The organism is Ahrensia sp. 13_GOM-1096m, from assembly GCF_000620605.1.
Taxonomy (GTDB): Bacteria; Pseudomonadota; Alphaproteobacteria; order Rhizobiales; family Rhizobiaceae; genus Ahrensia; species Ahrensia kielensis.
The window spans coordinates 162,868-186,321 of the sequence record NZ_JIAX01000013.1 but is presented as its reverse complement, the minus strand read 5'-3'; the positions used below and the strand labels follow the sequence as shown (position 1 = coordinate 186,321).

The following is a 23,454-nucleotide window of genomic DNA, read 5'->3' as shown; positions in this document are numbered from 1 at the left end:
AAATATGACTTGAAAAGGCTTAAGCCGCTTCAGTTTGCTTCTGCGCAATACGGCGCTTGATCAAACGAGCGCGCTGTGAAAGCTCAGTAGCTTTAGCTTTTGCCAAATATGCATCAAGGCCGCCACGGTGCTCAACAGAGCGAAGTGTTGACGCAGCAACGCGAAGGCGGAATTTTTCGCCCAACACGTCAGACATCAATGTAACTTGGCAAAGGTTTGGCAAGAAACGACGACGTGTTCTGTTGTTTGCATGGCTAACATTGTTGCCAGTCATAACGGCTTTAGTTGTCAATTCACATACGCGGGACATAGTTAGTACCTCAAATTTTTATGGCCTCTCGTCCATTAAAGATCAAAGCGAAACCGCATACGGCCGCCGACGCTGTCAATAGACTTTGCGAGGAGTCGGGTTTCTATAATGTTGAGTTTCGGAAAGGTCAATGCCTTACATGGACAGAATTGATCATATAAAAGGCCAAATTACACACTAGGCGTAGTCACAAGGGACTTATTACATAGGATTAGCAGGCAATGAAGCGCCTTTTTAAATTTATGGCATTTGCAGCTTTAGGCGCAGGGGCAACGACAAATTCAGGTCTAGCAGCTGATTTCGCAAGCGAATATTCAATATCCATCATCGGAATAAACATTGGCAAAAGCGAATTCAAGACATCTATTAATGACAATCAATACAAAATATCAGGATCATTAAATGCTTCTGGCATTGCCACTGTTTTCACATCAACAACTGGAAGCCTAACAGCCAGCGGCAAATTAAATAATGATAAAGTGCTCGCCACTGCATTTGACGTGAAATACAAAGATGGCGGCAAAAGCAAAAGAACAACGCTTGGATTTTCTGGCGGCAACGTGACGAAAATTTCAAACACCCCAAAACCTAAGAAAAAAGGCAAATGGGTTGAGGTACAAAAAAGCCATCTAAACGATGTGCTGGACCCGATGGCGGCGATTCTTGTGCCTGCAAAATCATTTCAAGATGTGTGTAACAATACGCTAAAGATTTTCGACGGTGAGATGCGCGCTGATTTTCCAATGCGCTATTTGCGCACGATCCCGTTTTCGGCCCAAGGCTATAGCGGCGACGCCGTAACGTGCCGCGCCTCTTTCAAACCAATTTCCGGTTATGACGCAAACAAAAAAGACATAAACTGGATGCGTGACAGTGGCCGCATTGAAATCAGCTTTGCCCCCGTTGGTAACACAGGTTATTTCGCGCCAGTTGCGGCGAAAATTAAAACCCGCATAGGCATGGCAAATATTAGAGCGAACCGTTTTGAAGCATTGACAAAATAAACCGCGTCATCAACACATCCAGCATGGATAAAGACAGCAGCGAGACGCACACAAATAGCGCAACCATCATCGGCTTCACAGCGGTATTGATGTGGGCGCTGCTGGCTCTTTTCACGGATGCGACAGGCAACATTCCGCCATTTCAGCTAGCGTTCATGACGTTTTTCATCGGCACGCTGATTGGTATCATTTGGAATATCGGTCGCAAAAAGCCAACAAACGAAAATCCAATCCCGCTGCGTGTCGCTTTAGCGGGCGGCATTGCACTCTTTGCTTATCACGCGCTTTATTTTGGTGCTTTGAAAAACGCCCCTGCGGTGGAAGCAAGCCTAATTGCCTATCTGTGGCCGCTACTCATTGTTGTGTGCAGCGCTTTATTGCCCGGCGAAAAGCTAGGCTGGCATCATGTATTGGGCGCATTTGCAGGTTTTGCTGGTACAATTCTCATTGTGACAGGCGGCAAAGGCTTCACCATAGACCCAGCAGCAGCATTTGGTTATGGGCTCGCCTTCGCAGCTGCATTCACTTGGACCGCTTACTCTTTGGCCTCGCGAAAATTTGCGGATGTCCCGACAAAAAGCGTCATAGCCTATTGTGCCGTGACGACCGTTCTCGCCTTGGCCGCTCATTTGATGTTTGAAGAAACAACTTTGCCAAGCAGCACATTGCAATGGCTGGCCATTATTGGCCTTGGCCTTCTGCCCGTCGGGGCAGCATTTTACACGTGGGATTACGGCATGAAGCGCGGCGATGTCCAAGTCATTGGCGCTTCAAGCTATGCAGCGCCCCTGCTTTCAACCATCATTTTAATTGCTTTTGGCCGCGCAATCTTTTCATGGTCAATTGTGTTTGCCTGCTTGCTGATAACATTTGGTGCAATGCTGGCCGCGAAAAACATTATTCGCCGCCGCAAGCCTGATCAGCTTTAAGCCTGCAGAGTGCAAATGTTTGAAGACAATTCCCTCACTTCATGACCATTTAGCCCTTGTCGAACGGGCCAGCACATCGCACATTCCCTTTATGGTGCAACCCCATGTAACACAGCAGAGTAAATGCTCATGAACGCCGACATCGTGGAAATGCGCGCGTTTTATCATTCCGCGCTCGGAGAACGCAGCAACAACGCGATTGCAATGGCGTTAACGCGGATATGGGAGCCGGTTGCAAAAGAACGCCTCGTCGGCATTGGCTATACGCGCCCTTGGCTGGAGCGATTTGAAAATGACTCACAGATCACATTAGCTTTCATGCTTGCAGCGCACGGCGCAGCTAAGTGGCCACGCACCGGCCCTTCACGTTCTGCGCTTGTATTTGATGAAGAACTGCCCCTTGCCGATAGTTCAATCGATAGAATACTTGCCGTTCACGCTTTAGAATATGCCGAAAGCCCACGCGAGACATTAATGGAATTTTGGCGCGTCCTCGCACCCAATGGCAAATTAATTTTGGTTGTGCCGAACAGGCGCGGTGTATGGGCGCGAATAGACACAACGCCTTTTGGCAATGGCCGCCCGTTTTCCTCTGGGCAATTAAGAAATCTGCTCCGCGAAACAAATTTCACGCCTGCCCGCGAAACAGAAGCGCTTTTCTTTCCGCCTAGTCGGCGCTTTTTAGCGCTCAAGCTTTCCAACCAATTTGAAGCGGTCGGCCTGCGCATCGGCCGTCTGTTTGGCGGTGCCATTGTAATCGAAGCTCAAAAGCAACTTTATCAGGGCTTGCCTGTCGCAGAACGTCAATCGAGACGTGTTTTCGTTCCTGCCCTTTCCCCGCAAGGCGCGACCAGAAACCAAGTGGATTGATGGCTTTGCATTTGCAACAAACTCAACGTACACAAAGTGCTCAAGCACTTGGACACCCAGACATTCAATAAGCCAGAGAATAAAATGACTGCAAATAATCTTCAGCGACTGACAGAACTTCGCGCTAAAATTGATGCTGTGGATGAATCAGTCCATAATCTTTTGATGCAGCGCGCCAGCGTTATTGACGAGCTTATCAAGGTTAAAGGTGCCGCGACGCAAAAAGGCGCAGCATTTCATCCGGGCCGTGAAGCCAGCATGATGGTCCAATTTGCTAAGCGCCACGCAGGAAGCTTGCCGCTTGAGATGATCATCCATATCTGGCGCGATATCATTTCAACATTTACTTTTCTGCAAGCCAATTACACGGTCCACCTATCTAATGTGGGCGACACCAATTTGCTGCGCGATATGGCACGCTTTCAATTCGGCTTCACTGTTCCATTTGAAAACCACGCCACCGCAAAAGAAGCATTGAACGTTATGGCCGAGACCGGAAACGCTTTGGCCGTTATCGCGGTGAATGGCGAAAAATGCTGGTGGCAATATCTTGGCGGCAAAAACGGCCTCGGCTTGATGGCACGGCTTCCGGTTCTGCTTGAATCTAAACTGCCGTCAGTGGATGCATTTGTTGTTGCACCGCCAACGTCTGAATCAATCCCTTTTGATTGGCGCACTTATGCTGGATATGTATCAAGTGCCGACGCCTTAAAAGATTGGACAGGCGGCAAAGTGATCGCAATTGATACAGACGAACAAGGCAAGCATCAGGCGCTCATCGCGATTGCCGATGGTGGCACCGCACCAAAGAGCATGCTCGACATTCGCGCTGTAGGCGGCTATTTCGATCAAGTAGAATCGGCCGCGTAAAGCGCGTTTATAATCTGGATATTAAGATGACCTCACAATCACCAAAAGCCACTCGCCCAGAGCCTAACAAAGGCGTGCTTGATATTGCAGCCTATGTACCTGGCAGCGACAAGGCCAATCCAAATGTTAAATTGCACAAGCTCTCTTCGAATGAGACGCCGCTTGGCCCAAGCCCCGCTGCAATAGATGCTTATAATAACATTGCAAATAAGCTTGAAATTTACCCCGACGGTTCTGCTACCGAACTGCGCGATGCCATTGCAAAGACACATGGCCTAAACCCTGAGAACATCTTATGTTCAAACGGTTCGGACGAACTTTTGGGCTTGCTTGCAGGCACTTATATAGGTCCCGGCGATGAAGGCATCTTCACCGAGCACGGCTTCCTTGTTTATAAAATCCAGATCAAAGCTGCTGGCGGTGTACCGGTTGTGGTGCGCGAAACAGATTTGCACGCAAATGTCGACGCTATTTTAGAAGCGGTGACAGAGCGCACTAAGATCGTGTTTCTTGCCAATCCAAACAACCCAACAGGCACATATATGAGCGACGCTGAAGTGCGCCGCTTGCAGGAAAACTTGCCGCCGCATGTTATGTTGGTGCTTGATGCTGCCTATGCAGAATATGTACGGCGCAATGATTATGCCTCCGGCATCGAATTGGTTTCAGCAAACCAAAACGTTGTCATGACGCGCACATTCTCAAAAATTTATGGCCTTGCAGCGCTGCGCATCGGCTGGATGTATGCGCCTGCTCACATTGTTGATGCGATTAATCGCGTGCGCGGCCCGTTTAATGTCAACACAGCGGCAATTGCAGCTGGTGCAGCAGCGATGAAAGATCGCGCTCATATTGATAAGGCAATTGCTTATAATGAGGAATGGCTGCCGAAACTCACCGAGGCGTTTACCAATATTGGTCTGAAAGTCACTCCAAGTGTTGGCAATTTCGTGCTGATCCATTTTCCTGATGGTGATGCCGTTCATACATCGCAAGGCGCTAATGACTATCTGATTGAACGCGGTTTTGTTCTACGTGCTGTTGCGGCTTATGGATTGCCAAACGCTTTACGCATGACAATTGGTTCTGAAGAAGCCAATCTAGGTGTCATCAACGCACTAACCGAATTTATGAAAACGGCCTGATATGCCTCTGGATAATCCTATGTTTGATCGCATTGCTTTAATTGGCATTGGCTTGATCGGCTCGTCTTTGGCGCGCGTGATTGAGCGGGAGAAGATTGCGGCCAACGTCGTTGTCTCAACCCGCAGTGAAGAAACGCTAAAGCGCGCAGAAGAATTGCGCCTTGGTACGCATTACACAATGGATGCAGCCGAAGCGGTAAAAGATGCAGATCTTGTGATTATATCTGTGCCCGTTGGCGCATCGGGTGCGGTCGCCGCACAAATTGCCTCGTCGCTAAAACCGGGTGCCATTGTCACGGATGTCGGCTCAACAAAAGCCTCTGTCATTCGTCAGATGAAACCTGAATTGCCAAGCAATGTGCATTTCATTGCAGGCCATCCCGTCGCAGGTACGGAATATTCTGGTCCCGACGCTGGCTTTGCGAGCCTATTTGAAGGCCGCTGGTGTATTTTAACGCCGGACGAAGACACGAACCCAGAAGCATTGCAAAAGCTTAGCGCCTTTTGGACGGCATGCGGTTCTGATGTTCAAACAATGGACGCTGTTCATCACGATCAAGTATTGGCGCTTGTCTCGCACCTGCCCCAGCTCATCAGTTACAATATTGTTGGCACAGCATCTGATTTTGAAACGGTCTCACAAGCCGATGTCATCAAATATTCAGCATCAGGCTTTCGCGATTTTACCCGCCTTGCGGCATCCGACCCTACAATGTGGCGCGATGTCTGCCTGCACAATAAAGACGCTATCTTGGAAATGCTTGCCCGTTTTTCAGAGGATCTATCCTCCATGCGCGCAAGCATTCGGCGCGGTGACGGCGATGCTCTGTTTGAGCTGTTCACCAAAACGCGCTCCATCCGCCGCTCTATTATTGAAGCAGGTCAAGATGTCGATACACCAAACTTTGGCCGCACACCGCACAAGGATTAATAAAGAGGCGTTAAAGCGGCTTGAGCTTGCCAAGTGGAATAAAGCCAAGCCTGATCTGGCTCTTTGTAATTGAAAGAGTCATCTCAACTTCATCGTTTTTTTCGCCGCTGCGCGGCTGTCCCGCAGCAAAAGCCGAAAGCATAGGCGCGATATTTGGCAGTGCTTTGCCAATTAAGTTCGAGACTGCATCCACATCAATAATGCGTAACGTAAGTTCACCGTCGATCAGCCCTTGATTATCGACCTTCAAAGGGCCGCTGAGTAATAGACCTTGATCGTCGCTAAGCAGAACACCAATTCGCCGCACATCCAAGTCCGTGCCGCGCAACTGCAAAGAGTTTGACGCCAAAAGCGCTGCCCCGTCTTTTACCGTTGCATCAAAATCCAGCCCAAGCGGTGGCAGGTTTTCTATTTGAGCAATTGTGTTTTTAATCGACAATTCCTGCGCGCGGCCAGCAAGATCCAGATCATTGCCATTAATCCGCATATGGCTTTCAAGGCCGATTGCAGCAATGCGCGGTGCATCATCGCTCTGTTCGATGCGCACATCTTTGCCAACAATCGAAACATGCTGCGGCAAAGGGTTTGTCGCCACAAAAGAACTGCGCATCGATGACCAGCTCACCTTAATATCTTGCGCCATAGAAGGTTGCTCAATGACAAGCGGCCCATCCAACTCACCAATTATCTTGCGTGGATCATAGAACTGCGCAGCAGAGCGAAAGGCACCAGCCTTAATGATGAGGGCGTTATTCTTGTCATCATTGTAAGAAACTGCATCGCAAAAAACGCCAAACCGAAATGGATATCCGCGCACAATCCGATTGTCGCACTCAACAACATTGCCCTTAGCAGCCTGCACACTGATCAATTTTCCGGCAGCTTCGTCAATTTTACCTGCAACAAAATACCACCCAGCCGTTGCAGCCACGATCAAAAAGACCGAAAAGGCAGACAAGAACTGAATACGCCGCTTTGCATTATAGGGCTTTTTTGCGTTATCGCTGGACATGACTTCTCCATTTGCAGTTACGCATAAATACGATTGAAAGTTGGATGAATTATGAACGATCTATGGGTGTTCGGCTATGCCTCTTTAATGTGGAAGCCCGATTTTAAATTTACCGAAAAACGCCGCGCCAGATTATCAGGCTACCACCGCTCGCTATGCATTACATCTTGGGAACATCGTGGCACGCGTGAACGCCCCGGCCTTGTGATGGGGCTCGACAATGGCGGCGCCTGTGTTGGCCTAGCGTTCAAAGTTGCGCCGAATGACAAAGATGACGTCATAGCCTATTTACGCGAACGCGAGCTTGTCACGAATGTTTATCTCGAACGAATGGGCAAACTCACATTAGACGGCGGCGAACGTGTGGACGGCCTCATCTATGTCGCCGACCATCGCCACGAACAATATGCAGGCCGGCTATCGGTTGAAGATGCCGTCGAGCGCGTTTGTGGTGCCGCCGGCGGCATGGGGCCAAACGAGGACTATGTGCTTAACACCGCTGACCATGTAAAAAGCTTGGGCATTAAGGATCATTGGCTGCAAGCTGTTGCCGACAATATCAGGAAGCGCTCTTCTTAAGTTCATCGATGCGCGCCTGCGCTATAGACGAAAATGGCGGCGGATTTGGTCCATCATAAACCTCCAGCAGCAAACGGTCACAAGCTTCTTCCGTAGACGATACTAATGCAGCCATAAATTCACGGCGCGAAAGACCGGGCGGTATCGGCTTTAGAATTTCAACTTTGATTGTGCCCGGAAACCGTAAAAACTTACGGCGCGGCCAAAACAGACCCGCAACATGGGCAATCGGCACCACTGGCACATTCAAATTTTCATAAAGATGAAAAATACCGGCCTTATAGGCTGGCTCTGCACCTGCAGGACGGCGCGTGCCCTCAGGGTAAATAACAATCTGGCGACCATCTTTAATCGCTTCCCCAGCGCCCTTGTTGATCGATTTAATCGCAGTCTCGCGGCTACCGCGATCAATACCGATCATTTTCATACGCATCAGAAACCACCCGAACAGTGGTATCCATTTTAGTTCACGTTTTAGAATATAAACTGGGTCCGGCCACCAAGGCACAAATGCAAATGTATCCCATGCGGACTGGTGTTTAGGCGCAAGAATATAGCCGCCCTCCGGCATATTCTCAAATCCTGTCACCTCATGTTTTGTGCCGCAGATAATTTTCAAAAACCACAGATTCGAGCGTGCCCAAAAGCGCGGCACCCACCAAGCATTTTTGCGTTTTCCAATAGAGAAAAACGGCAACAGCACAATCATGTAGATCAGCGTGGAAAAGTAAAAAACGAAATTATATAATGCGGAACGAAGTGCAGTCACAAATAAGCCCAGACAGTTTTGCGATCAAATAACTGTCAGGTTACAGCCATTTGAATGTTAAGGTTGCGTCACTCTAGTACAAATGCAGTCATTATTTCAAAGCCGGAATTCGGCCATCGTGCAAGGCTGCCCGTAAAAAAGTTGCAACCAGCTTGCCATACTCAAGCAGTAAAACACGATATTGGCCAATCCGCTCGCCCATTGTAAACGGCCCAGAAGATCGGTTGCGTATCGCATAGGGCAATAATTCGATGTCACCTATTTCACGGCGAAGTTCCATCAAACTGCGCGGCATATGATAATCATTCGTGACAACAAGCAGCGATTTATAATCTTTTGAAGCCGCCCAATGGGCCGTACCCAATGCATTGCCAATGGTATCCAAAGCATCTTGGTCAATATCAACGCAGCAGTTGAAAAGCTTGTCTTCTATATCAAGGGCATGCTTTAGCAATTGATCGTCGGTTTTGCGGTTAACACCAGAAATCAGCAGCCGCTCACCGCGTTTTTCACGGAGCAATTGTATGGCTGGTTCCAACCGAGCAAAACCGCCCGTCAGCACAACAATACCGTCAGCGGTTTCAGCGCTTTGATTGCGGGCATGCCGATCAACGCTTGTCAGAAAAACGCCAAAGCCCACAGTCAATAAAAGCACAGACAGCAGCAACAAAAAAGCGAACATCCGTAGCAGTCGCCCCGTTATGCTGCGTTTCCTCGCCTCTACCATAATGTTTCGACTTGCACGGACATGCAATCATCCCACGGTGTTTCAACTTATTTTAATAAAGCTGAAATCAAGTATAGAACAGGTCAATTTTGGCGTTTATCCGATCAATCCAATGAAAACGGATGTTTTATATCAATAAGATTGACGCGACGGGTCTGCGCGTTGCTCATCGATCTCATATATCGTGCGCACAACGGTTAATCTTGCCGTTAATGTCGTGAGAGCAGCAACCAACGCAATGACAAAAAACGTGCCTATGAAGATGCCCATCCCAATGGAAAAATCGCCAAACAGAACAGCGACCTGCACGCCCTCAGCAGTGGTTAAATTGCGCCCTGCCCAAAATTGAAAAATAAGGAACATTGCGATCGCAGCGCCGCCGCCAATCAATGCACCGCGAAGGCCAATCCAGAAGAACCGGCGTTGAAATTGACCCGCGATAAAATTAGCGCGTGCACCAACAAAATGCAGCACTTCAATAATAATATGATTGCTCGCCAATGCGCCGCGCGTGGCAAAAACAACGGTGAGAACCAACGCTGTTAAAACGAGCAAAAGAATAGCAACGCCCACATAGGTTGTTGTGTTTGCCATCGACACGAGCCTGTCTACCCATGCTCTGTGGTCATCCAATGTAGCATTTGGAATAGCCTCATTAATTGCTGTACCAATTGCTTTAAAGTCTGGTGGGTTACGTTCATCAATCCGAATGACCACCAGCCGCGGAACCGGCAATTCGCTTAAATTTATATCCTTGCCAAGCCATGGCTCTAGCAAAGTGGCCGTTTGTGACAGGCCAATGATACGCGCATCGGTAACACCGTCAAAACTTGCTGCAATCGCCTGCGCTTCCACCAATGCCGTTTCGATATCGAAATCACGGGCTGGACGTATTTGTACGGTGGCCTCACGAGAAATTTGGCTTTGCCATGACGACGCGCTTTTATCGATCATCAAAACAGCCCCAACCGTTAGGCATGCCAAAAATGACATAATCGCAATAACAAGCGACAATGCCTGCCCTGCAATATTGGAGGGCGGTACAATCGGGGTCGGTTTTACAGAATGTTCTGTTTCCGCATTCATTTGCACAGGAGTATCAGCCATAAATATCCAAATGCGAATTGTTGAGGATCATTCTTCGCGCATCAACCTGTTCCATCAAACCAAGATCATGCGTGGCAACAACAACCGCCGTGCCAGAACGATTAAGTTCAAGGAAAAGGCGCAGCAGACGCCGTGCCATATGCGGATCAACATTGCCCGTTGGCTCATCGGCCAAAAGAACTTCCGGTTGATCAATCAGCGCACGCGCAATGGCAACACGCTGTTTTTCACCGCCGGATAAAACAGGAGGCAATGCATGTAATTTATCGCCCAGCCCAACCCAGTTCAACAAATCGCTAACATCGCTGCGAAAACCGCTTTCGTCTTTGCCCCGCACCCGCAAAGGCAGCGCGACATTTTCATATGTTGTCATATGATCGAGCAGTCTAAAATCTTGGAACACAACACCGATACGGCGACGCATAATTGGCAATTCGTGACGTTCAATCGTCGCAATATCACGGCCAAACATGCTGATCGAACCGCGTGTCGGGCGCAGCGACATGAACAAAAGCCGAAGCAAGCTTGTTTTGCCAGCCCCCGAAGGGCCGGTTAGAAATTGGAACGAACGCTCTGGAATTTCAAAAGAAACATCCCTTAGGACTTCCGTTTCCATGCCATAGCGCAATCCAACATTTTCAAACTTGATCACGCTGCCCACTGCCCCGAATCATCGAAAATCTGCATCTTTTCACTAACACAGCTTGTCTTCACCTCAACATGTAAAACCGATAAACTGCCATTCAGCACGTCAAACGGAAACCAACAATTAACCATGTTTACTCCATAAGATTGGGCTTGGGCGTCAGGAAACACTTTAATGACCAATAAAGAAGATGCAATTGATGTCGAATTTGAGACCGTCCAAAAAGATGGCGCTCAGCCGGTTAAAAAGCCTACATCAGCAAACATAAAAGAAGATAATGCTGACAATGACGAGCAGCTTGCGGTGTTTGGCAAAATGCCGAACAAGAAAAAGCAAAGCGGCATGTCACTGCCGATGTTCACGCTTGTCGCAGCGGTTTGTTCTGTCACCGCCTTTTATCTTGCCGGTGGTCATGTTCTATTTGAAAATGCGCAACCGATTATTGTCCAGCCAGAAATCCAGCCCCTTTTGCAATTTCAAAATATCAGCACAAACCGCCTCGCACGCGATGGCAGTGATGTTTTGACCATCGAAGCGACCATTATAAACAACGATAAAGTCGCTCGTGTTTTACCGCCTGTTATCGTTCATATCGGCGATGATCCCACAAAGCGTCGCATGTTTCGCATTAATCGCGGTGAAACCCTTAACCCTGGCGAGCGGTTGATGTTTACAAACAGCCTCCCCGTTGGCAAAGGTAACTCAGATAAAGCTGAACTTACATTTGCGGAATAGATAATGCCGATTGTGCGCAACAAGAATATCGACGTCCTTTTTCCTGCCTCTGCAATTGCAGTGCGCCACCTTGAGCTTGCGCGTGAAATCGCCGCCCACAATTATAAAGATCTGCTGGTGATTTCGATTCTCAAAGGATCATTCATTTTCGCAGCTGATCTTGTGCGCGCGATGCATGATGTTGGCCTTGAACCCGAAGTAGAGTTCATGATGCTCTCAACCTATGGCAAAGGCACTGAAGCGGGCGAAACCAAATTGGTGCGCGATATCGAAAGCACTGTTGAAGGCCGCGATGTTCTGCTGGTTGATGATATTCTTGAATCAGGCACAACTTTAACTTTCGCGCGTGATTTAATGATGAGCCGCGGTGCAAATTCTGTGTCCTTTGCGGTACTGCTCGACAAGCGCGTTAAACGCAAAGCCGCAACACCGCTCAACGCTGATTTTATCGGCTTTGAGTGCCCCGATCATTTTGTTGTCGGATACGGCATGGATGTTGCCCATGCATTTCGCGAATTACCATTTGTAGGCATTGTCACAGGAGATGCCTGAATGAGCACAGTGCTTGTAGTTGATGATGACGCCTCAGTTCGCACATTCACAGCGCGCGCGCTGATGCTTGACGGACATGATGTTGATCAAGCCGATGACGGCGATGTCGCGCTGGAGATGATCATCGAGAAAAACGGTGCTTACGATCTGGTTCTGTCAGACATTCGCATGCCCGCAATGGACGGCATCGAAATGGCCAAAACCGCGGTTAAAGATTTTCCCGATCTAAAAATACTGCTCATGACCGGATTTGCCGAACAGCGTGAACGTGCGTCCGATCTTTCCAAGATCATTATTGATGTCGTGCCAAAACCGTTTTCACTTGCCGATATTCGCCAAGCGGTCAAGTCTGCTCTGGAAACGGATCGGCCTTAATTTAGGTCAAGCAACCGTTCCAGATAATCTTTTTCAAGTTGTTGCAAAGCGCCATTGCCAAGACGCTTTCTAATCGCCTCCAAGATTTCGCGTGCACGGCGCACATCAATCTCATCAGGCACTTTGACATCATCGCCAAAATCAGGACCAGATGAACGTTGCGGGCGGCCAAGCGGATCACGGCCTTGCGCCTTGCTCTGACCACCGGGCTCGCTGGACGAACCTTGGCCTTGTTGCGCTTGCTGTTCCATTTGCTCCATCATGGATTGTGCACCACGGCGCAGCGAATCCATCGCTTCACCTTGATCGCTAAGCGCTTGATCGCCAGAACCTTCGCCAAGCGCATCGCCGGCTTCGCCCATAGAACGTTCGGCATCGGAAAATTCTTCGCCCGGATTAATGCCCATGCCTTCCAATCCTTCCATGAATTGGTTGAGCCTGTTCTGCAGCGCCTGCTGTCCGGGCTCCAAGCCCTCTATTCCCGCGCCGCCTTGCGCGCGCTGTTGGCCTTGCTGGCCTTGTTCGCCTTCTTGCCCAGGTTGTTGCCCTTGCCCTGGCTGTTGCTGGCCTTCTTGAGAATTGCCAGGCTGCTGACCATCTGGTTGATCGCCTTGGCGTTGCTCACCTTCTTGTGCGCCATCCTCAGGCCGCTGGCTGCGCTGAAACGTGTCGTTCATCAGCTCTTGCTGCTTGCGCAAAATCTCGCCCAACTCATTCATTTGCTGCTGCGCTTGGTTCTGCTGGCCTTGTTGCCCTTGCTGTGGCTGCGCCATCTGAAGATTATTCATCATGTCGTTCAGCTGCGACAGCATATCCATTGCCTTATCGCGCGCGCCGGATTTGGCCATTTCTTCGAGGCGATCAAGCATTTCATCCAGACTTTGTTGGTCTAGCTGCTGCGCATTTTGTTGGTTTTGCTGATTTTGCGGATTGCCTTGGTTTTGACGTGCAAACTCTTGCAAATATTCTTGCATTGCCTCACGTAGCTCGTTCATTGCCTGCTCGATTTCTTCATCCGAAGCACCGCTTTCAAGCGCATCGCGCAAAGCCTGCTGCGCATCTTTCAAACGCTTTTCGGCATCCGACAAACCACCGTCTTCAATATTGCGCGCAACTTCCCACAAATAATCAACGACACTGCGCAAATCATCATCATTATTGGCATAGCGCAATCTTGATTTTGCCGTCGTAATTCCGAGAAAATGCGCCGTATTATTGATCGTTTCTTCAGGGTAAAGCGTAAATAGGTCGAGCATTTCATAAACCGCAACAGCACTATTGGCATCCAGCGCTAAATTGCGCCGTTGCTCGATAAGTGCACGTGCAAGCTTATTGGAAAAGGGCCTGCCCGGAAGGATCGCTTCGACCATTTCACTATGGCCAGCTTGGCCCAGATCATCTTCGACCCGCAATTGAACATTTACCCGCGCACCTGCCCAAGGATGCTCGGTTAAATCAACCGATGTTTTGGCTTTACCTTCATCGTTGCGGCGTGGCAGGCGCAGCGCAATATCAGGCGCTTCATAGAGCGGGCGCGCATCTTCGCCTTGCTCATCAAGCAATGTCACCAAGGCTTCGCCGCTTGCGATACGGTAATCATCATGAGCAATATATTTTAGCGTCATCGCACCGTTTACGGCGCGTTCAACATCGCCGTCAAAAGTAACCTCTGGCGCTTTATCGTCGCTGATGGTCAGCGTCCATTGCTGCAAAACTTGCTCGCCGAGCGTTGGGCTTGCGTCAGCTTGCGGCAAAATGCTGAGCTGGCCGCTTTCCATTGCAACAACTTCAAACTGCCGCGCTTGTGTCGATTTGCGGCTCGAATCATCATCAAGAACATCGAGAACTGACCCCACATTAGGAAACGTGACTTGCTCGGCGCCCGTACCGCCAGAAACCCGCACGACAATCTTACTGCCTTCAGGTGCTGTAAATTCTTTGCGCTCCGCATTGATATCAGACGTCATGAAAATAGGTGCAACACCAGTATAAGATGGCGGCGTTACCCACGCATCAATGCGTGCCGCAATCACTTCTCCATTATTATGAGAGAAAAACACATCGCTAATGCGCCCGCCCTTCGCGCCAAAAGAATAGGCAAAGGCAATAACAAGCAGAAGGGGCACCACCGCGCGCAAAGCCCACGGGTCACGCTCAGGAATATCGGTGCGCGCTTTTACGCCCTGAACATCACTGATTTGGCCAGCGAGTTTCCTCTGATGCAATGCCCAAAGCGTTTTAGCAAAATCATCCGTACCAATCGCCAGAGGATCGTCTTGCACCGTAATCGGTTGGTGCAATAGCTTATTGTCCCGCTCAAGCCGGCGATCAATTTCATCACCTGTCGGCATTTTGAATTTTCGAAGCGCCGAAAGGCTTGCCAACGCGGCTAAGGTAAAGACAAGGCCGATAAAAATACGGGTTAAGTCGCCCACCGAGCGAAACAGGCCGAACCATGAAACAATCAGAAAAAGACCGACGACCAAAACAAGCGGCAATGCCGCTGGTGCTAGCCGTTCAAATGCAAGCGAAAAACGGCTCCACAGCCGCGCACCGCGCAGCTTTTTAGCTGCTTCGTCCCAGTTTTGCTGACTTGGAGATTGCTTCGCCATGCGTCCTCTCGCTCGATTTTTAACAAAGATAGCAGAGAAAGCGGCAAAGACGAGGCTACTGGTTCATTTAGACAATAAAAACCGGTAACTCTTTTGTCACCGGCAGGTAAATGGCCTTAAATCCAGTCAGGCATACTATCCAGCGCAATCAATTCTTCATATGTTTTGCGTGGCCGCACAACATGGAACTGATCATCATTGACCATAACTTCCGGCACCAAAAGCCGTGAATTATATGTTCCTGCTTGCACCGCGCCATAAGCACCAGCCGAGCCAACAGCGATCAGATCGCCTGCTTCAAACATTGGTAAATTACGCTCCTGCGCGATAAAATCGCCGGATTCGCAAACAGGGCCAACAATATCAGCGATGAAATGTTTGGCATCATCGGCTGGCCGTTTGACCGGAATAATCTCATGATAAGCTTCATAAAGCGTCGGGCGAATAAGATCGTTCATCGCCGCATCAACAATCACAAAGTTCTTATCTTCAGCCTGCTTCACATAGATCACTTCGCTAACGAGAATACCCGCATTGCCTGCGATCAGTCGGCCCGGTTCAAAAATCACCTGCACGCCCAAAGGTTTTACATGGCTTTTGACGATATCGGCATAAGCATCCGGCAATGGCGGCGGTGCATTGTCGTTTTTATACGGAATGCCAAGACCCCCGCCCAAATCAACATGTTCGATATCATGACCATCACTGCGCAATTGCTCGACAAGCTCAGTCAAAAGGCCAAAAGCCTCATCAAACGGTTTCAAATCCGTGATTTGGCTACCAATATGCATATCGATACCAGCAACTTTTAAGCCCGGCAGCGCCCCTGCACGTTTGTAAACATCACGTGCCCGCGCAAAGGAAATGCCAAATTTATCGCCTTTTTTGCCCGTTGAAATCTTGTGATGCGTTTTGGCATCCACGTCCGGATTAATCCGCAGCGATATCGGTGCAATTTTGCCAAGCGCGACAGCGCGCGCGGAAATCATCTCAAGTTCAGGCTCTGATTCCACATTGAAACAATGAATACCTGCCTCAAGTGCAAAATCAATCTCACGCGCCGTTTTGCCAACGCCGGAGAACAATATTTTAGAAGGCGGAATACCGGCCGCGAGTGCACGGCGTAATTCGCCTTCCGACACAACATCAGCGCCAGAACCAAGTTTGGCCAATGTGGCAAGCACTGCCTGATTGGAGTTGGCTTTCATTGCATAGCAAACAAGCGCATCCACATCTTCAAAGGCTTTAGCAAAGACATTATAATGACGGCTTAAGGTCGCCGTTGAATAGCAATAAAATGGCGTGCCAACCTGCGCAGCAATATCTGCCACAGCTACGTTTTCGGCATATAAAACACCGTCTCTATATTCAAAATGGTTCACGGGGTCTGCCTGATAGTTAGTTGAGGAGCGCGTCGAGCACGAAAGGCTTTTCTTCAACGCTCGGTTCTTGTGTTTCTTGGCCAGCAGGCTTTGAAACACTTGATGGCGGCGGCTCTAACGGCCCAGCACGCCCACAGGCCGCCAATGCTGCCAGAAGCGACACCATTGTCATTGCATTTATAAGCTTTGACGCTTTCATTTCAGATCACCCAATCCAAACCGCTAAAGTCACTTTTTCCGCTTCTTTCATAAAACGGAACGTTGTCATTTGCACCCCTGCAAATATCACTTATTTAGAGCGCTTTTCCATGCGCTTAATCCAATAGCGAATTTGCTTTTTAACTTGCGCAGGTGCCGTGCCGCCGAAACTTGTGCGGCTGGCAACAGACTTTTTAACGGTCAGCACGGAAAACACATCTTCGGTGATGGATGGGTTGATGCTTTGCAACTCTTCCAAGGTGAGCTTTTCAAGCGGCACATTTTTCTTCACCGCAAGCGCTACCGCTGTACCTGTCACATGGTGCGCATCGCGGAACGGCATATTGATTTCGCGCACGCACCAATCGGCAAGATCAGTTGCAATTGAATAGCCCGAACCTGCAGCTTTGCGCATCGCAGCTTCATTAACTGTTAGATCAGAAATCATGCCCGTCATGGCAGCCAGCGCCAATTCCAGCGATTCGGCAGCATCAAAGACCTGCTCTTTATCTTCTTGCATGTCTTTAGAATAAGATAGCGGAAGCCCCTTCATCACCGTCAAAAGACTAACAAGCGCACCATTGATACGGCCAACTTTCGCGCGAACCAGTTCGGCAGCATCAGGGTTTTTCTTTTGCGGCATAATAGATGAGCCGGTCGAAAAACTATCCGACAGAGTTACAAAGCCAAATTGCGGTGTTGACCAAATGACGATTTCTTCTGCAAGCCGCGATAGATGCGTTGCGCAGATAGATGAAAGCGACAGCATTTCTAATGCAAAATCACGGTCAGATACGGTGTCGAGCGAGTTACGTGTCGGCTCGCGAAAACCAAGCGCCTTGCTTGTCATGTGGCGATCAATCGGAAAGCCTGTTCCAGCAAGCGCCGCAGCGCCAAGCGGGTTTTCATCAAGACGCTCTAGCGCATCATCAACACGGCTAAGATCACGGCCAAACATTTCCACATAGGCCATGCAATGATGACCAAATGTTACCGGCTGTGCGGTTTGCAAATGCGTAAAGCCGGGCATCACTGTGCCAGCATGTTCTTCTGCACGAACCAGAAAAGCGCCAATAAGGTTTTCTAAAAGCCCTGCTGTCTTTTGCAATTCAGCTTTGACCCATAGTCTAAAATCAAGCGCAACTTGGTCATTGCGTGAGCGCGCAGTGTGCAAGCGGCCTGCCGCATCACCGATCAAATCACGCAGGCGCGATTCAACATTCATATGAATATCTTCAAGCGCACGCGAAAATTCGAATTTGCCCGCTTCGATCTCTGACAAGATCGTGTTCAATCCGTGAATAATCTTGTCGCGATCTTCCACCGTGATTATGTCACATTCCGCCAGCATGGTCGCATGTGCGATTGAACCGGCAATATCCTGCGCGTAGAGCTTTTTATCAAAACCAATGGAAGCATTGATCTCTTCCATAATCGCAGCAGGGCCAGACGCAAAACGGCCGCCCCACATCGAGTTTGATTTATCAAGCTTGGTTTTGTCGGATTTGGAATTGGAAGATTGAGACATGAAACGGACTAACCCTGACAGCAAATTGATTACAAGACGCGGTGCTTTGTCGCTTGGCGTTTCCGCGCTGACAATCGGCACGCTTGGCATATACGGGTGTAGTGACACATCTGGCAATGCCTCTAGCGGCTTGTCTGACGCACTAAAGGCCAAAATAGCGCCCCTTTTGGTCGGTGATATCGCCGCAATGGCCATTCGCGACAACGCTGACGACCTGTCTGAGCTCACATTTAATGGACCAGATGGCAAGCCAATGAAAATGTCAGATGCCAATGGCAAATACCGATTGGTCAATCTTTGGGCAACATGGTGCGCACCTTGTCGGCACGAAATGCCGGCCCTAGACGCCCTTCAAAAAGCCAAAGGCGGCGATAAATTCGAAGTCATCGCCATTTCAGTTGATGGCGGCGGCGAAGAAAAGCCCCGTGCCTTTTTTGATGAAATCGGGCTCACGAATCTTGGCTTCTATCATGACCCTTCAATCAACGTTTTCAATGCGCTCAAGAAGAAGTCGCTGGCACTTGGTTTGCCCGTAACGCTCCTTTTGGATGAGAACAGCCGCGTTGTTGCCAATATGAATGGTCCAGCCGAATGGGCGAGCCCCGATGCTTTCAAGCTGATTGATGCGGTATCAGCGCTTTAAAAGCGCGAAAAGTTAACAAAAACGGCCAAGTCAGTCTCCACTTCTGGCTTTCAGCACTCTCAATAGTACCTGGCGCACTGCGCTTGGCACTACATGTCGTAAGAACAAAACAGGAAGATCGTTTAAAGGCTGATTCGACCCCGATTCGTTCTACCCACGTTCTGAAAGTTAACAAAAATCGAGGCAAATCAACGATTTATGGTTAACAAAACCTTTACAGGGCAATTCAATTTTAAGACCTTAACGCACCGTAAATAAGCCATTGAGGTTTTGTTTACGTTCCTTAACGGGACAATGCCATTTTTAGCGATAAGACGATTCCGCCGATCAACATATAGAGGCTTGATCTGAAAACCCGCACTATATAGCCATGAACAAAACAAGAATTATGATTCCTTGCCGATTCGTCAGCGATTCGTTCCACAATGGTTCCAAAACTTAACAAAAGTCGATTTTCATTCGCAATTTGAGCATCTTTTATCGTGCATCAACCTTTTATCATGCCAAAACCATGCTAATGAGGCAGTTGCTTTTAATCGTGCCTACCCACGGATTTCCCATGTATCGCCCTCAAGAATCGGTCGTTTTTTCTGGACATAGCGTCCAGGCCGTTTTGGGGCCAACCAATACCGGCAAAACCCACCTCGCTATCGAGCGCATGTGCACGCACAGAACAGGCATTATCGGCCTGCCTTTGCGCTTGCTTGCACGCGAAGTTTACGCCCGCGTTTGCGAGAAGGTCGGCATTGATAATGTAGCTCTGGTTACGGGCGAAGAAAAAATCGTCCCCAAAGGCGCGCGCTATTCCGTTTGTACCGTTGAAGCCATGCCGCGCGATGCGAAAGTCGAATTTGTTGCCATTGATGAAGTACAACTTGCCGGAGATTTCGAGCGCGGCCATATTTTTACCGACCGCATATTAAATATTCGCGGCATTGAAGAAACATTGCTGCTAGGCGCAGCAACCGCAGCGCCCATCTTGCAAAAACTATTGCCAGGCCTTTCCATCATCACCCGCCCGCGCATGTCACATTTGGCCTATGCAGGCTCTAAAAAGATCACGCGGCTACCGCGCCGATCAGCCATTGTGGCATTTTCAGCCGACGAAGTTTACGCCATTGCCGAGCTAATCCGCAGGCAGCGCGGCGGGGCCGCCGTTGTGATGGGCTCCTTATCGCCGCGCACACGCAATGCGCAGGTTGAACTCTACCAAAACGGCGATGTTGATTACCTTGTCGCAACCGATGCCATTGGCATGGGCCTTAATTTAGATGTCGACCATGTCGCCTTTGCCCAAACGCGCAAATTTGACGGCCACCAGTTTCGCGATCTCAATCCAGCGGAAATGGGACAAATCGCCGGACGTGCCGGACGTCATCTGCGCGATGGCACCTTCGGTGTTTCCGGTCAGGTTGCACCACTGGACGAAGAATTGGTTGAACGTATTGAAACCCATCAATTTGCAGCGCTGAGCGTATTACAATGGCGCACCCGCAATTTTGATTTTTCTTCAATTGATGCGCTCAAAGCGTCGCTTGATACATTGCCGAAAGTACAAGGCCTCACACGGGCACTACCGGCGGTCGATCAGCGTGCCCTTGAATTTCTATTACGCGACGTATCGGTGGTTGATATTTGCAAATCAGCAAAAGATGTCGAAACGCTGTGGGAAACCTGTTCACTGCCGGATTATCGCAAAATTGCACCCGCACAACATGCCGACATCATTTCCTCAATTTATGAGGATTTAATCAAAACAGGTCATGTGAACGAAGATTATATGGCCCAGCAGGTCAAGCGAGCCGACCGTACAGATGGTGAAATTGACTCAATATCCCACCGGATCGCACAGATCCGAACATGGACATATGTGTCAAACAGGCCTAAATGGCTTGCCGATCCGCTACACTGGCAAGAAAAAACACGCGAAATCGAAGACAAACTCTCCGATGCGCTCCACGAAAGGTTGACGAAACGGTTTGTTGATCGCAGGACAAGCGTGCTCATGAAGCGACTAAGAGAGAACAACGAGATGGATGCTGAAATCAGCGCAGCCGGTGACGTCACTGTAGAAGGTCACCACGTAGGTCAATTGGATGGATTTCGGTTTACAGCCGATACCACGGCAGAAGGCGAGGATGCAAAAGCAATCCGCGCGGCTTCTGCAAAAGCATTGGCCAGTGAGTTTGAAACGCGCGCAGAGCGCTTTGGTGCAGCGCCCAATGGCGATCTGGCAATTTCCTCTGATGGAACATTGCGCTGGCTTGGCACGACCGTCGGCACATTAACGTCCGGCGATGATTGGCTAAAGCCTCGGCTTATCCTTCTTGCCGACGAACAATTGACAGGTCCAGCACAAGACAAAGTGCGTGCACGCGCAGAGCGTTTTATCGCCTTTCATATTGAAACACACCTCAAGCCACTCACAGACCTTCAAAAGGCTGACGAGCTATCTGGCATTGCACGCGGTATTGCATTCCGCCTGATCGAAGATCATGGCATTGTTGCGCGCCGCGGAATTGCTGACGAGATGAAAACGCTCGATCAGGATGGCCGTGCTGCACTACGCCGTTATGGCGTGCGTTTTGGCTTCTATCATGTTTTTGTACCTGCTTTGCTTAAACCAGCACCTGCAGGACTGCTCACGCTTCTTTGGGCCTTAAGCAATGATGGCAAAGACAAAGATGGTTATGGCGAAATCATAACGCTACTGGCAAGCGGACGCACATCGCTGGTCACGGACCCATCTTTTGATAAAGAATTCTACAAACTTTCAGGCTACCGCCTGCTCGGCCCCCGCGCCGTGCGTGTGGATATTTTGGAACGTTTGGCTGATCTTATTCGCCCAACGGTCTATTGGAAGCCCGGAACAGAATTGCCGGAAGGTGCTTACGGCGATGGCCGTTTTGTTATCACGCCCGCAATGTTGTCAATTCTTGGTGCGACCGCAGAAGACATGGAAGAAGTGCTAAAAGGGCTTGGCTATCGCCATGAGCCAATCGATGCGCTGACAGCCAACCAAGCCCTTGAGGCGCTCAAAACCCAGCACGGTCCAAAACCAGCCGAAACAGCTGCTGAGGAGCCTAAGGCGGCAGAACCTGCATCTCAAACAGATGATGCAGCACCTGAACCAAAAGCAGAGCCACAAGCTGAACCTGAAGAAACGCCTAAGCCAGTTCTCGTTTGGCGTCAGGCACGTTTTGAACGTGCACCAAATCGCGGAAAACCGGGTGAGCAACGCAAAGGCGGCAAGCCAAGCGGCGATCAAAAACCACGCCGTAAGGGCAAACCGGGCGGCAAAAACAGCCAACCTCAAAATGCAAAAGCATCGCCGCCGCGCAAAGAAAAGCCGATTGATCCAGATAGCCCCTTCGCTAAGCTTCAAGCATTGAAGCAACAACTCGGCAAATAATGCGCGATAATGACGCCAAGACTGATGCGGGTACAAATAAAACAAGCCCTACCCGCATCCGTCTCGACAAATGGTTGTTTTTCGCGCGCGTCATAAAATCCCGCACTCTCGCTGCAAAATTTGTGAGCTCTGGTCATGTGCGGGTTAATGGCGAAAAAACCACTCAACCAAGCCAGAATGTAAAGCCAGATGACGTGCTGACAATTTCATTGGAGCACAATATCAAAATTTACCGCATTATTGATTGCGGCATGCGGCGCGGCCCTGCGCCTGAGGCACAGCGGCTTTATGAACATAATTCACCGCCGCCCCTTAAAAAACCTGATACTAAATTTGCTGGGCTGGCAGCAAGAAGAGACCCCGGTGCAGGGCGTCCAACGAAAAAAGAACGTCGCGAATTGGACCGGCTGCGCAAAAACTAACTTATAATCTGTAAGCCTGCCACAAATCGCCGCGACGACACCTCTTGCACCGCAACAAGATTCCGCATAATCAGAGCGCGACTACGCTAATCCGGAGTGATAAATTGACCTATATCGTCATCGATAACTGCATCAAATGTAAATATATGGATTGCGTGGAAGTGTGTCCGGTCGATTGCTTTTACGAAGGCGACAATATGCTGGTCATCCATCCGGATGAATGCATTGACTGTGGTGTTTGCGAACCTGAATGTCCTGCAGAAGCAATCAAGCCGGATACAGAGCCGGGCCTTGATAGCTGGCTTAAGATAAATACCGAATATGCGGATAAATGGCCGAACATCACCATCAAGCGTGATGCGCCTGATGATGCAAAAGAGTTTGACGGCAAACCAAACAAGTTCGAGCAATACTTTTCGCCTGAACCTGGCCAAGGCGATTAAGCCTGTTTGGTAGCTTACCCTAAGCCAGCTTGTTAACTATAGAATCGCCCTACTTTTTCATGCTGCGGTGCACGATGTTGCAAGCCATTGAAAAACGCCAATTTTTGTGTTATACCTGTTGATAATGTCATTCTGCACAAAAATTTGTTGGTCCCAATTTTCACAAATCCAAGAATAAATATTCTTTGATTGGCTTTAGCGCGTTTAGCGTTGCCTGAGCCAACAAATATATTTTGTCGAATGACGTATGACA

At 49.3% G+C, this 23,454-nt stretch carries 24 protein-coding genes; 14 read left to right on the top strand and 10 right to left on the bottom strand.

The window, feature by feature from the left end; genetic code table 11:
* Positions 1-19: 19 nt before the first annotated feature.
* Positions 20-310 carry a 50S ribosomal protein L28 gene (gene rpmB, locus N530_RS0111875; RefSeq protein ID WP_026480863.1) on the bottom strand — a complete coding sequence of 97 codons (291 nt, stop codon included), beginning with the start codon at positions 308-310 and terminating at the stop codon, positions 20-22.
* A 221-nt stretch (positions 311-531) separates the two neighbouring features.
* Between rpmB and N530_RS0111870 the strand changes: the two genes are divergently transcribed.
* From N530_RS0111870 to N530_RS0111845, 6 genes are all read left to right on the top strand, one after another.
* Positions 532-1,314, top strand: a complete 783-nt coding sequence (locus N530_RS0111870; protein ID WP_026480862.1) for a DUF3108 domain-containing protein — start codon at positions 532-534, stop codon at positions 1,312-1,314.
* Between the two features lie 23 nt (positions 1,315-1,337).
* Positions 1,338-2,243 (top strand): DMT family transporter, encoded by a 906-nt coding sequence (locus N530_RS0111865; RefSeq protein ID WP_026480861.1) that lies wholly within the window; start codon positions 1,338-1,340, stop codon positions 2,241-2,243.
* Between the two features lie 129 nt (positions 2,244-2,372).
* Positions 2,373-3,113, top strand: coding sequence for a methyltransferase domain-containing protein (locus tag N530_RS0111860; protein WP_026480860.1), 741 nt, complete (start codon positions 2,373-2,375; stop codon positions 3,111-3,113).
* 84 nt (positions 3,114-3,197) lie between these two features.
* The gene (locus N530_RS0111855) at positions 3,198-3,983 is read left to right on the top strand and encodes a chorismate mutase (protein ID WP_026480859.1); all 786 of its coding nucleotides are present in this window, start codon (positions 3,198-3,200) and stop codon (positions 3,981-3,983) included.
* Between the two features lie 26 nt (positions 3,984-4,009).
* Entirely contained in the window at positions 4,010-5,128 is a 1,119-nt protein-coding gene (hisC, locus tag N530_RS0111850; protein WP_026480858.1) for a histidinol-phosphate transaminase, read from the top strand.
* Positions 5,129-5,147: 19 nt separating this feature from the next.
* The gene (locus N530_RS0111845; protein WP_026480857.1) at positions 5,148-6,059 is read left to right on the top strand and encodes a prephenate/arogenate dehydrogenase family protein; all 912 of its coding nucleotides are present in this window, start codon (positions 5,148-5,150) and stop codon (positions 6,057-6,059) included.
* 10 nt (positions 6,060-6,069) lie between these two features.
* Here N530_RS0111845 and N530_RS0111840 read toward each other — a convergent pair whose 3' ends face one another.
* The gene (locus tag N530_RS0111840) at positions 6,070-7,071 is read right to left on the bottom strand and encodes a DUF2125 domain-containing protein (protein ID WP_026480856.1); all 1,002 of its coding nucleotides are present in this window, start codon (positions 7,069-7,071) and stop codon (positions 6,070-6,072) included.
* 51 nt (positions 7,072-7,122) lie between these two features.
* Between N530_RS0111840 and N530_RS0111835 the strand changes: the two genes are divergently transcribed.
* Positions 7,123-7,650, top strand: coding sequence for a gamma-glutamylcyclotransferase (locus N530_RS0111835; RefSeq protein WP_026480855.1), 528 nt, complete (start codon positions 7,123-7,125; stop codon positions 7,648-7,650).
* On the opposite strand, the gene N530_RS0111830 is transcribed toward N530_RS0111835, so the two are convergent.
* The 4 genes from N530_RS0111830 to ftsE form a co-directional block, all read right to left on the bottom strand.
* Positions 7,631-8,359, bottom strand: coding sequence for a 1-acyl-sn-glycerol-3-phosphate acyltransferase (locus N530_RS0111830; protein ID WP_211097898.1), 729 nt, complete (start codon positions 8,357-8,359; stop codon positions 7,631-7,633). The genes N530_RS0111835 and N530_RS0111830 overlap by 20 nt on opposite strands.
* 151 nt (positions 8,360-8,510) lie before the next feature.
* Positions 8,511-9,101 (bottom strand): YdcF family protein, encoded by a 591-nt coding sequence (locus N530_RS18030; protein ID WP_051540921.1) that lies wholly within the window; start codon positions 9,099-9,101, stop codon positions 8,511-8,513.
* 177 nt (positions 9,102-9,278) lie between these two features.
* On the bottom strand, positions 9,279-10,253 hold the full coding sequence (locus N530_RS0111820; RefSeq protein WP_026480853.1) for an ABC transporter permease: 975 nt from the start codon (positions 10,251-10,253) through the stop codon (positions 9,279-9,281).
* Positions 10,246-10,905 (bottom strand): cell division ATP-binding protein FtsE, encoded by a 660-nt coding sequence (gene ftsE / locus N530_RS0111815; protein ID WP_026317555.1) that lies wholly within the window; start codon positions 10,903-10,905, stop codon positions 10,246-10,248. Before ftsE ends, N530_RS0111820 begins: the two co-directional genes overlap by 8 nt.
* 168 nt (positions 10,906-11,073) lie before the next feature.
* On the opposite strand from ftsE, the gene N530_RS0111810 reads away from it, so the two are divergent.
* Genes N530_RS0111810 through N530_RS0111800 form a run of 3 tightly spaced genes read left to right on the top strand, consistent with a single transcriptional unit; the run spans position 11,074 to position 12,561 of the window.
* Positions 11,074-11,634, top strand: a complete 561-nt coding sequence (locus N530_RS0111810) for a hypothetical protein (RefSeq protein ID WP_026480852.1) — start codon at positions 11,074-11,076, stop codon at positions 11,632-11,634.
* Positions 11,635-11,637: 3 nt separating this feature from the next.
* The gene (locus N530_RS0111805; protein ID WP_026480851.1) at positions 11,638-12,186 is read left to right on the top strand and encodes a phosphoribosyltransferase; all 549 of its coding nucleotides are present in this window, start codon (positions 11,638-11,640) and stop codon (positions 12,184-12,186) included.
* A complete protein-coding gene (locus tag N530_RS0111800) occupies positions 12,187-12,561 on the top strand; it encodes a response regulator (protein WP_026480850.1) in 375 nt (124 codons plus the stop codon). It abuts the gene before it with no gap.
* On the opposite strand, the gene N530_RS0111795 is transcribed toward N530_RS0111800, so the two are convergent.
* The 4 genes from N530_RS0111795 to argH all read right to left on the bottom strand — a co-directional run bounded on the left by N530_RS0111795 (position 12,558) and on the right by argH (position 18,281).
* The gene (locus N530_RS0111795; RefSeq protein WP_026480849.1) at positions 12,558-15,173 is read right to left on the bottom strand and encodes a TIGR02302 family protein; all 2,616 of its coding nucleotides are present in this window, start codon (positions 15,171-15,173) and stop codon (positions 12,558-12,560) included. The genes N530_RS0111800 and N530_RS0111795 overlap by 4 nt on opposite strands.
* 116 nt (positions 15,174-15,289) lie before the next feature.
* Positions 15,290-16,555: a diaminopimelate decarboxylase gene (gene lysA, locus N530_RS0111790; RefSeq protein WP_026480848.1), complete on the bottom strand. Its 1,266-nt coding sequence runs from the start codon at positions 16,553-16,555 to the stop codon at positions 15,290-15,292.
* A gap of 16 nt (positions 16,556-16,571) precedes the next feature.
* Positions 16,572-16,754 (bottom strand): lipoprotein, encoded by a 183-nt coding sequence (locus N530_RS0111785; RefSeq protein ID WP_026480847.1) that lies wholly within the window; start codon positions 16,752-16,754, stop codon positions 16,572-16,574.
* A gap of 90 nt (positions 16,755-16,844) precedes the next feature.
* On the bottom strand, positions 16,845-18,281 hold the full coding sequence (gene argH / locus N530_RS0111780; RefSeq protein WP_026480846.1) for an argininosuccinate lyase: 1,437 nt from the start codon (positions 18,279-18,281) through the stop codon (positions 16,845-16,847).
* Here argH and N530_RS0111775 point away from each other — a divergent pair.
* From N530_RS0111775 to fdxA, 4 genes are all read left to right on the top strand, one after another.
* Entirely contained in the window at positions 18,280-18,924 is a 645-nt protein-coding gene (locus N530_RS0111775; RefSeq protein WP_026480845.1) for a TlpA disulfide reductase family protein, read from the top strand. The two genes, argH and N530_RS0111775, sit on opposite strands and share 2 nt — an antisense overlap.
* Positions 18,925-19,483: 559 nt before the next feature.
* Entirely contained in the window at positions 19,484-22,336 is a 2,853-nt protein-coding gene (locus tag N530_RS0111770) for a helicase-related protein (protein ID WP_026480844.1), read from the top strand.
* The gene (locus N530_RS0111765; RefSeq protein ID WP_051540920.1) at positions 22,336-22,758 is read left to right on the top strand and encodes an RNA-binding S4 domain-containing protein; all 423 of its coding nucleotides are present in this window, start codon (positions 22,336-22,338) and stop codon (positions 22,756-22,758) included. Before N530_RS0111770 ends, N530_RS0111765 begins: the two co-directional genes overlap by 1 nt.
* A 104-nt stretch (positions 22,759-22,862) precedes the next feature.
* On the top strand, positions 22,863-23,201 hold the full coding sequence (gene fdxA, locus N530_RS0111760; protein WP_026317553.1) for a ferredoxin FdxA: 339 nt from the start codon (positions 22,863-22,865) through the stop codon (positions 23,199-23,201).
* Positions 23,202-23,454 lie beyond the last annotated feature (253 nt).

Coding starts and splice junctions, on each gene's coding strand:
- rpmB (WP_026480863.1), bottom strand. CDS start 310: ATGTCCCGCGTATGTGAATTGACAACTAAAGCCGTTATGACTGGCAAC.
- N530_RS0111870 (WP_026480862.1), top strand. CDS start 532: ATGAAGCGCCTTTTTAAATTTATGGCATTTGCAGCTTTAGGCGCAGGG.
- N530_RS0111865 (WP_026480861.1), top strand. CDS start 1,338: ATGGATAAAGACAGCAGCGAGACGCACACAAATAGCGCAACCATCATC.
- N530_RS0111860 (WP_026480860.1), top strand. CDS start 2,373: ATGAACGCCGACATCGTGGAAATGCGCGCGTTTTATCATTCCGCGCTC.
- N530_RS0111855 (WP_026480859.1), top strand. CDS start 3,198: ATGACTGCAAATAATCTTCAGCGACTGACAGAACTTCGCGCTAAAATT.
- hisC (WP_026480858.1), top strand. CDS start 4,010: ATGACCTCACAATCACCAAAAGCCACTCGCCCAGAGCCTAACAAAGGC.
- N530_RS0111845 (WP_026480857.1), top strand. CDS start 5,148: ATGTTTGATCGCATTGCTTTAATTGGCATTGGCTTGATCGGCTCGTCT.
- N530_RS0111840 (WP_026480856.1), bottom strand. CDS start 7,071: ATGTCCAGCGATAACGCAAAAAAGCCCTATAATGCAAAGCGGCGTATT.
- N530_RS0111835 (WP_026480855.1), top strand. CDS start 7,123: ATGAACGATCTATGGGTGTTCGGCTATGCCTCTTTAATGTGGAAGCCC.
- N530_RS0111830 (WP_211097898.1), bottom strand. CDS start 8,359: ATGATTGTGCTGTTGCCGTTTTTCTCTATTGGAAAACGCAAAAATGCT.
- N530_RS18030 (WP_051540921.1), bottom strand. CDS start 9,101: ATGTTCGCTTTTTTGTTGCTGCTGTCTGTGCTTTTATTGACTGTGGGC.
- N530_RS0111820 (WP_026480853.1), bottom strand. CDS start 10,253: ATGGCTGATACTCCTGTGCAAATGAATGCGGAAACAGAACATTCTGTA.
- N530_RS0111810 (WP_026480852.1), top strand. CDS start 11,074: ATGACCAATAAAGAAGATGCAATTGATGTCGAATTTGAGACCGTCCAA.
- N530_RS0111805 (WP_026480851.1), top strand. CDS start 11,638: ATGCCGATTGTGCGCAACAAGAATATCGACGTCCTTTTTCCTGCCTCT.
- N530_RS0111800 (WP_026480850.1), top strand. CDS start 12,187: ATGAGCACAGTGCTTGTAGTTGATGATGACGCCTCAGTTCGCACATTC.
- N530_RS0111795 (WP_026480849.1), bottom strand. CDS start 15,173: ATGGCGAAGCAATCTCCAAGTCAGCAAAACTGGGACGAAGCAGCTAAA.
- N530_RS0111785 (WP_026480847.1), bottom strand. CDS start 16,754: ATGAAAGCGTCAAAGCTTATAAATGCAATGACAATGGTGTCGCTTCTG.
- N530_RS0111775 (WP_026480845.1), top strand. CDS start 18,280: ATGAAACGGACTAACCCTGACAGCAAATTGATTACAAGACGCGGTGCT.
- argH (WP_026480846.1), bottom strand. CDS start 18,281: ATGTCTCAATCTTCCAATTCCAAATCCGACAAAACCAAGCTTGATAAA.
- N530_RS0111770 (WP_026480844.1), top strand. CDS start 19,484: ATGTATCGCCCTCAAGAATCGGTCGTTTTTTCTGGACATAGCGTCCAG.
- N530_RS0111765 (WP_051540920.1), top strand. CDS start 22,336: ATGCGCGATAATGACGCCAAGACTGATGCGGGTACAAATAAAACAAGC.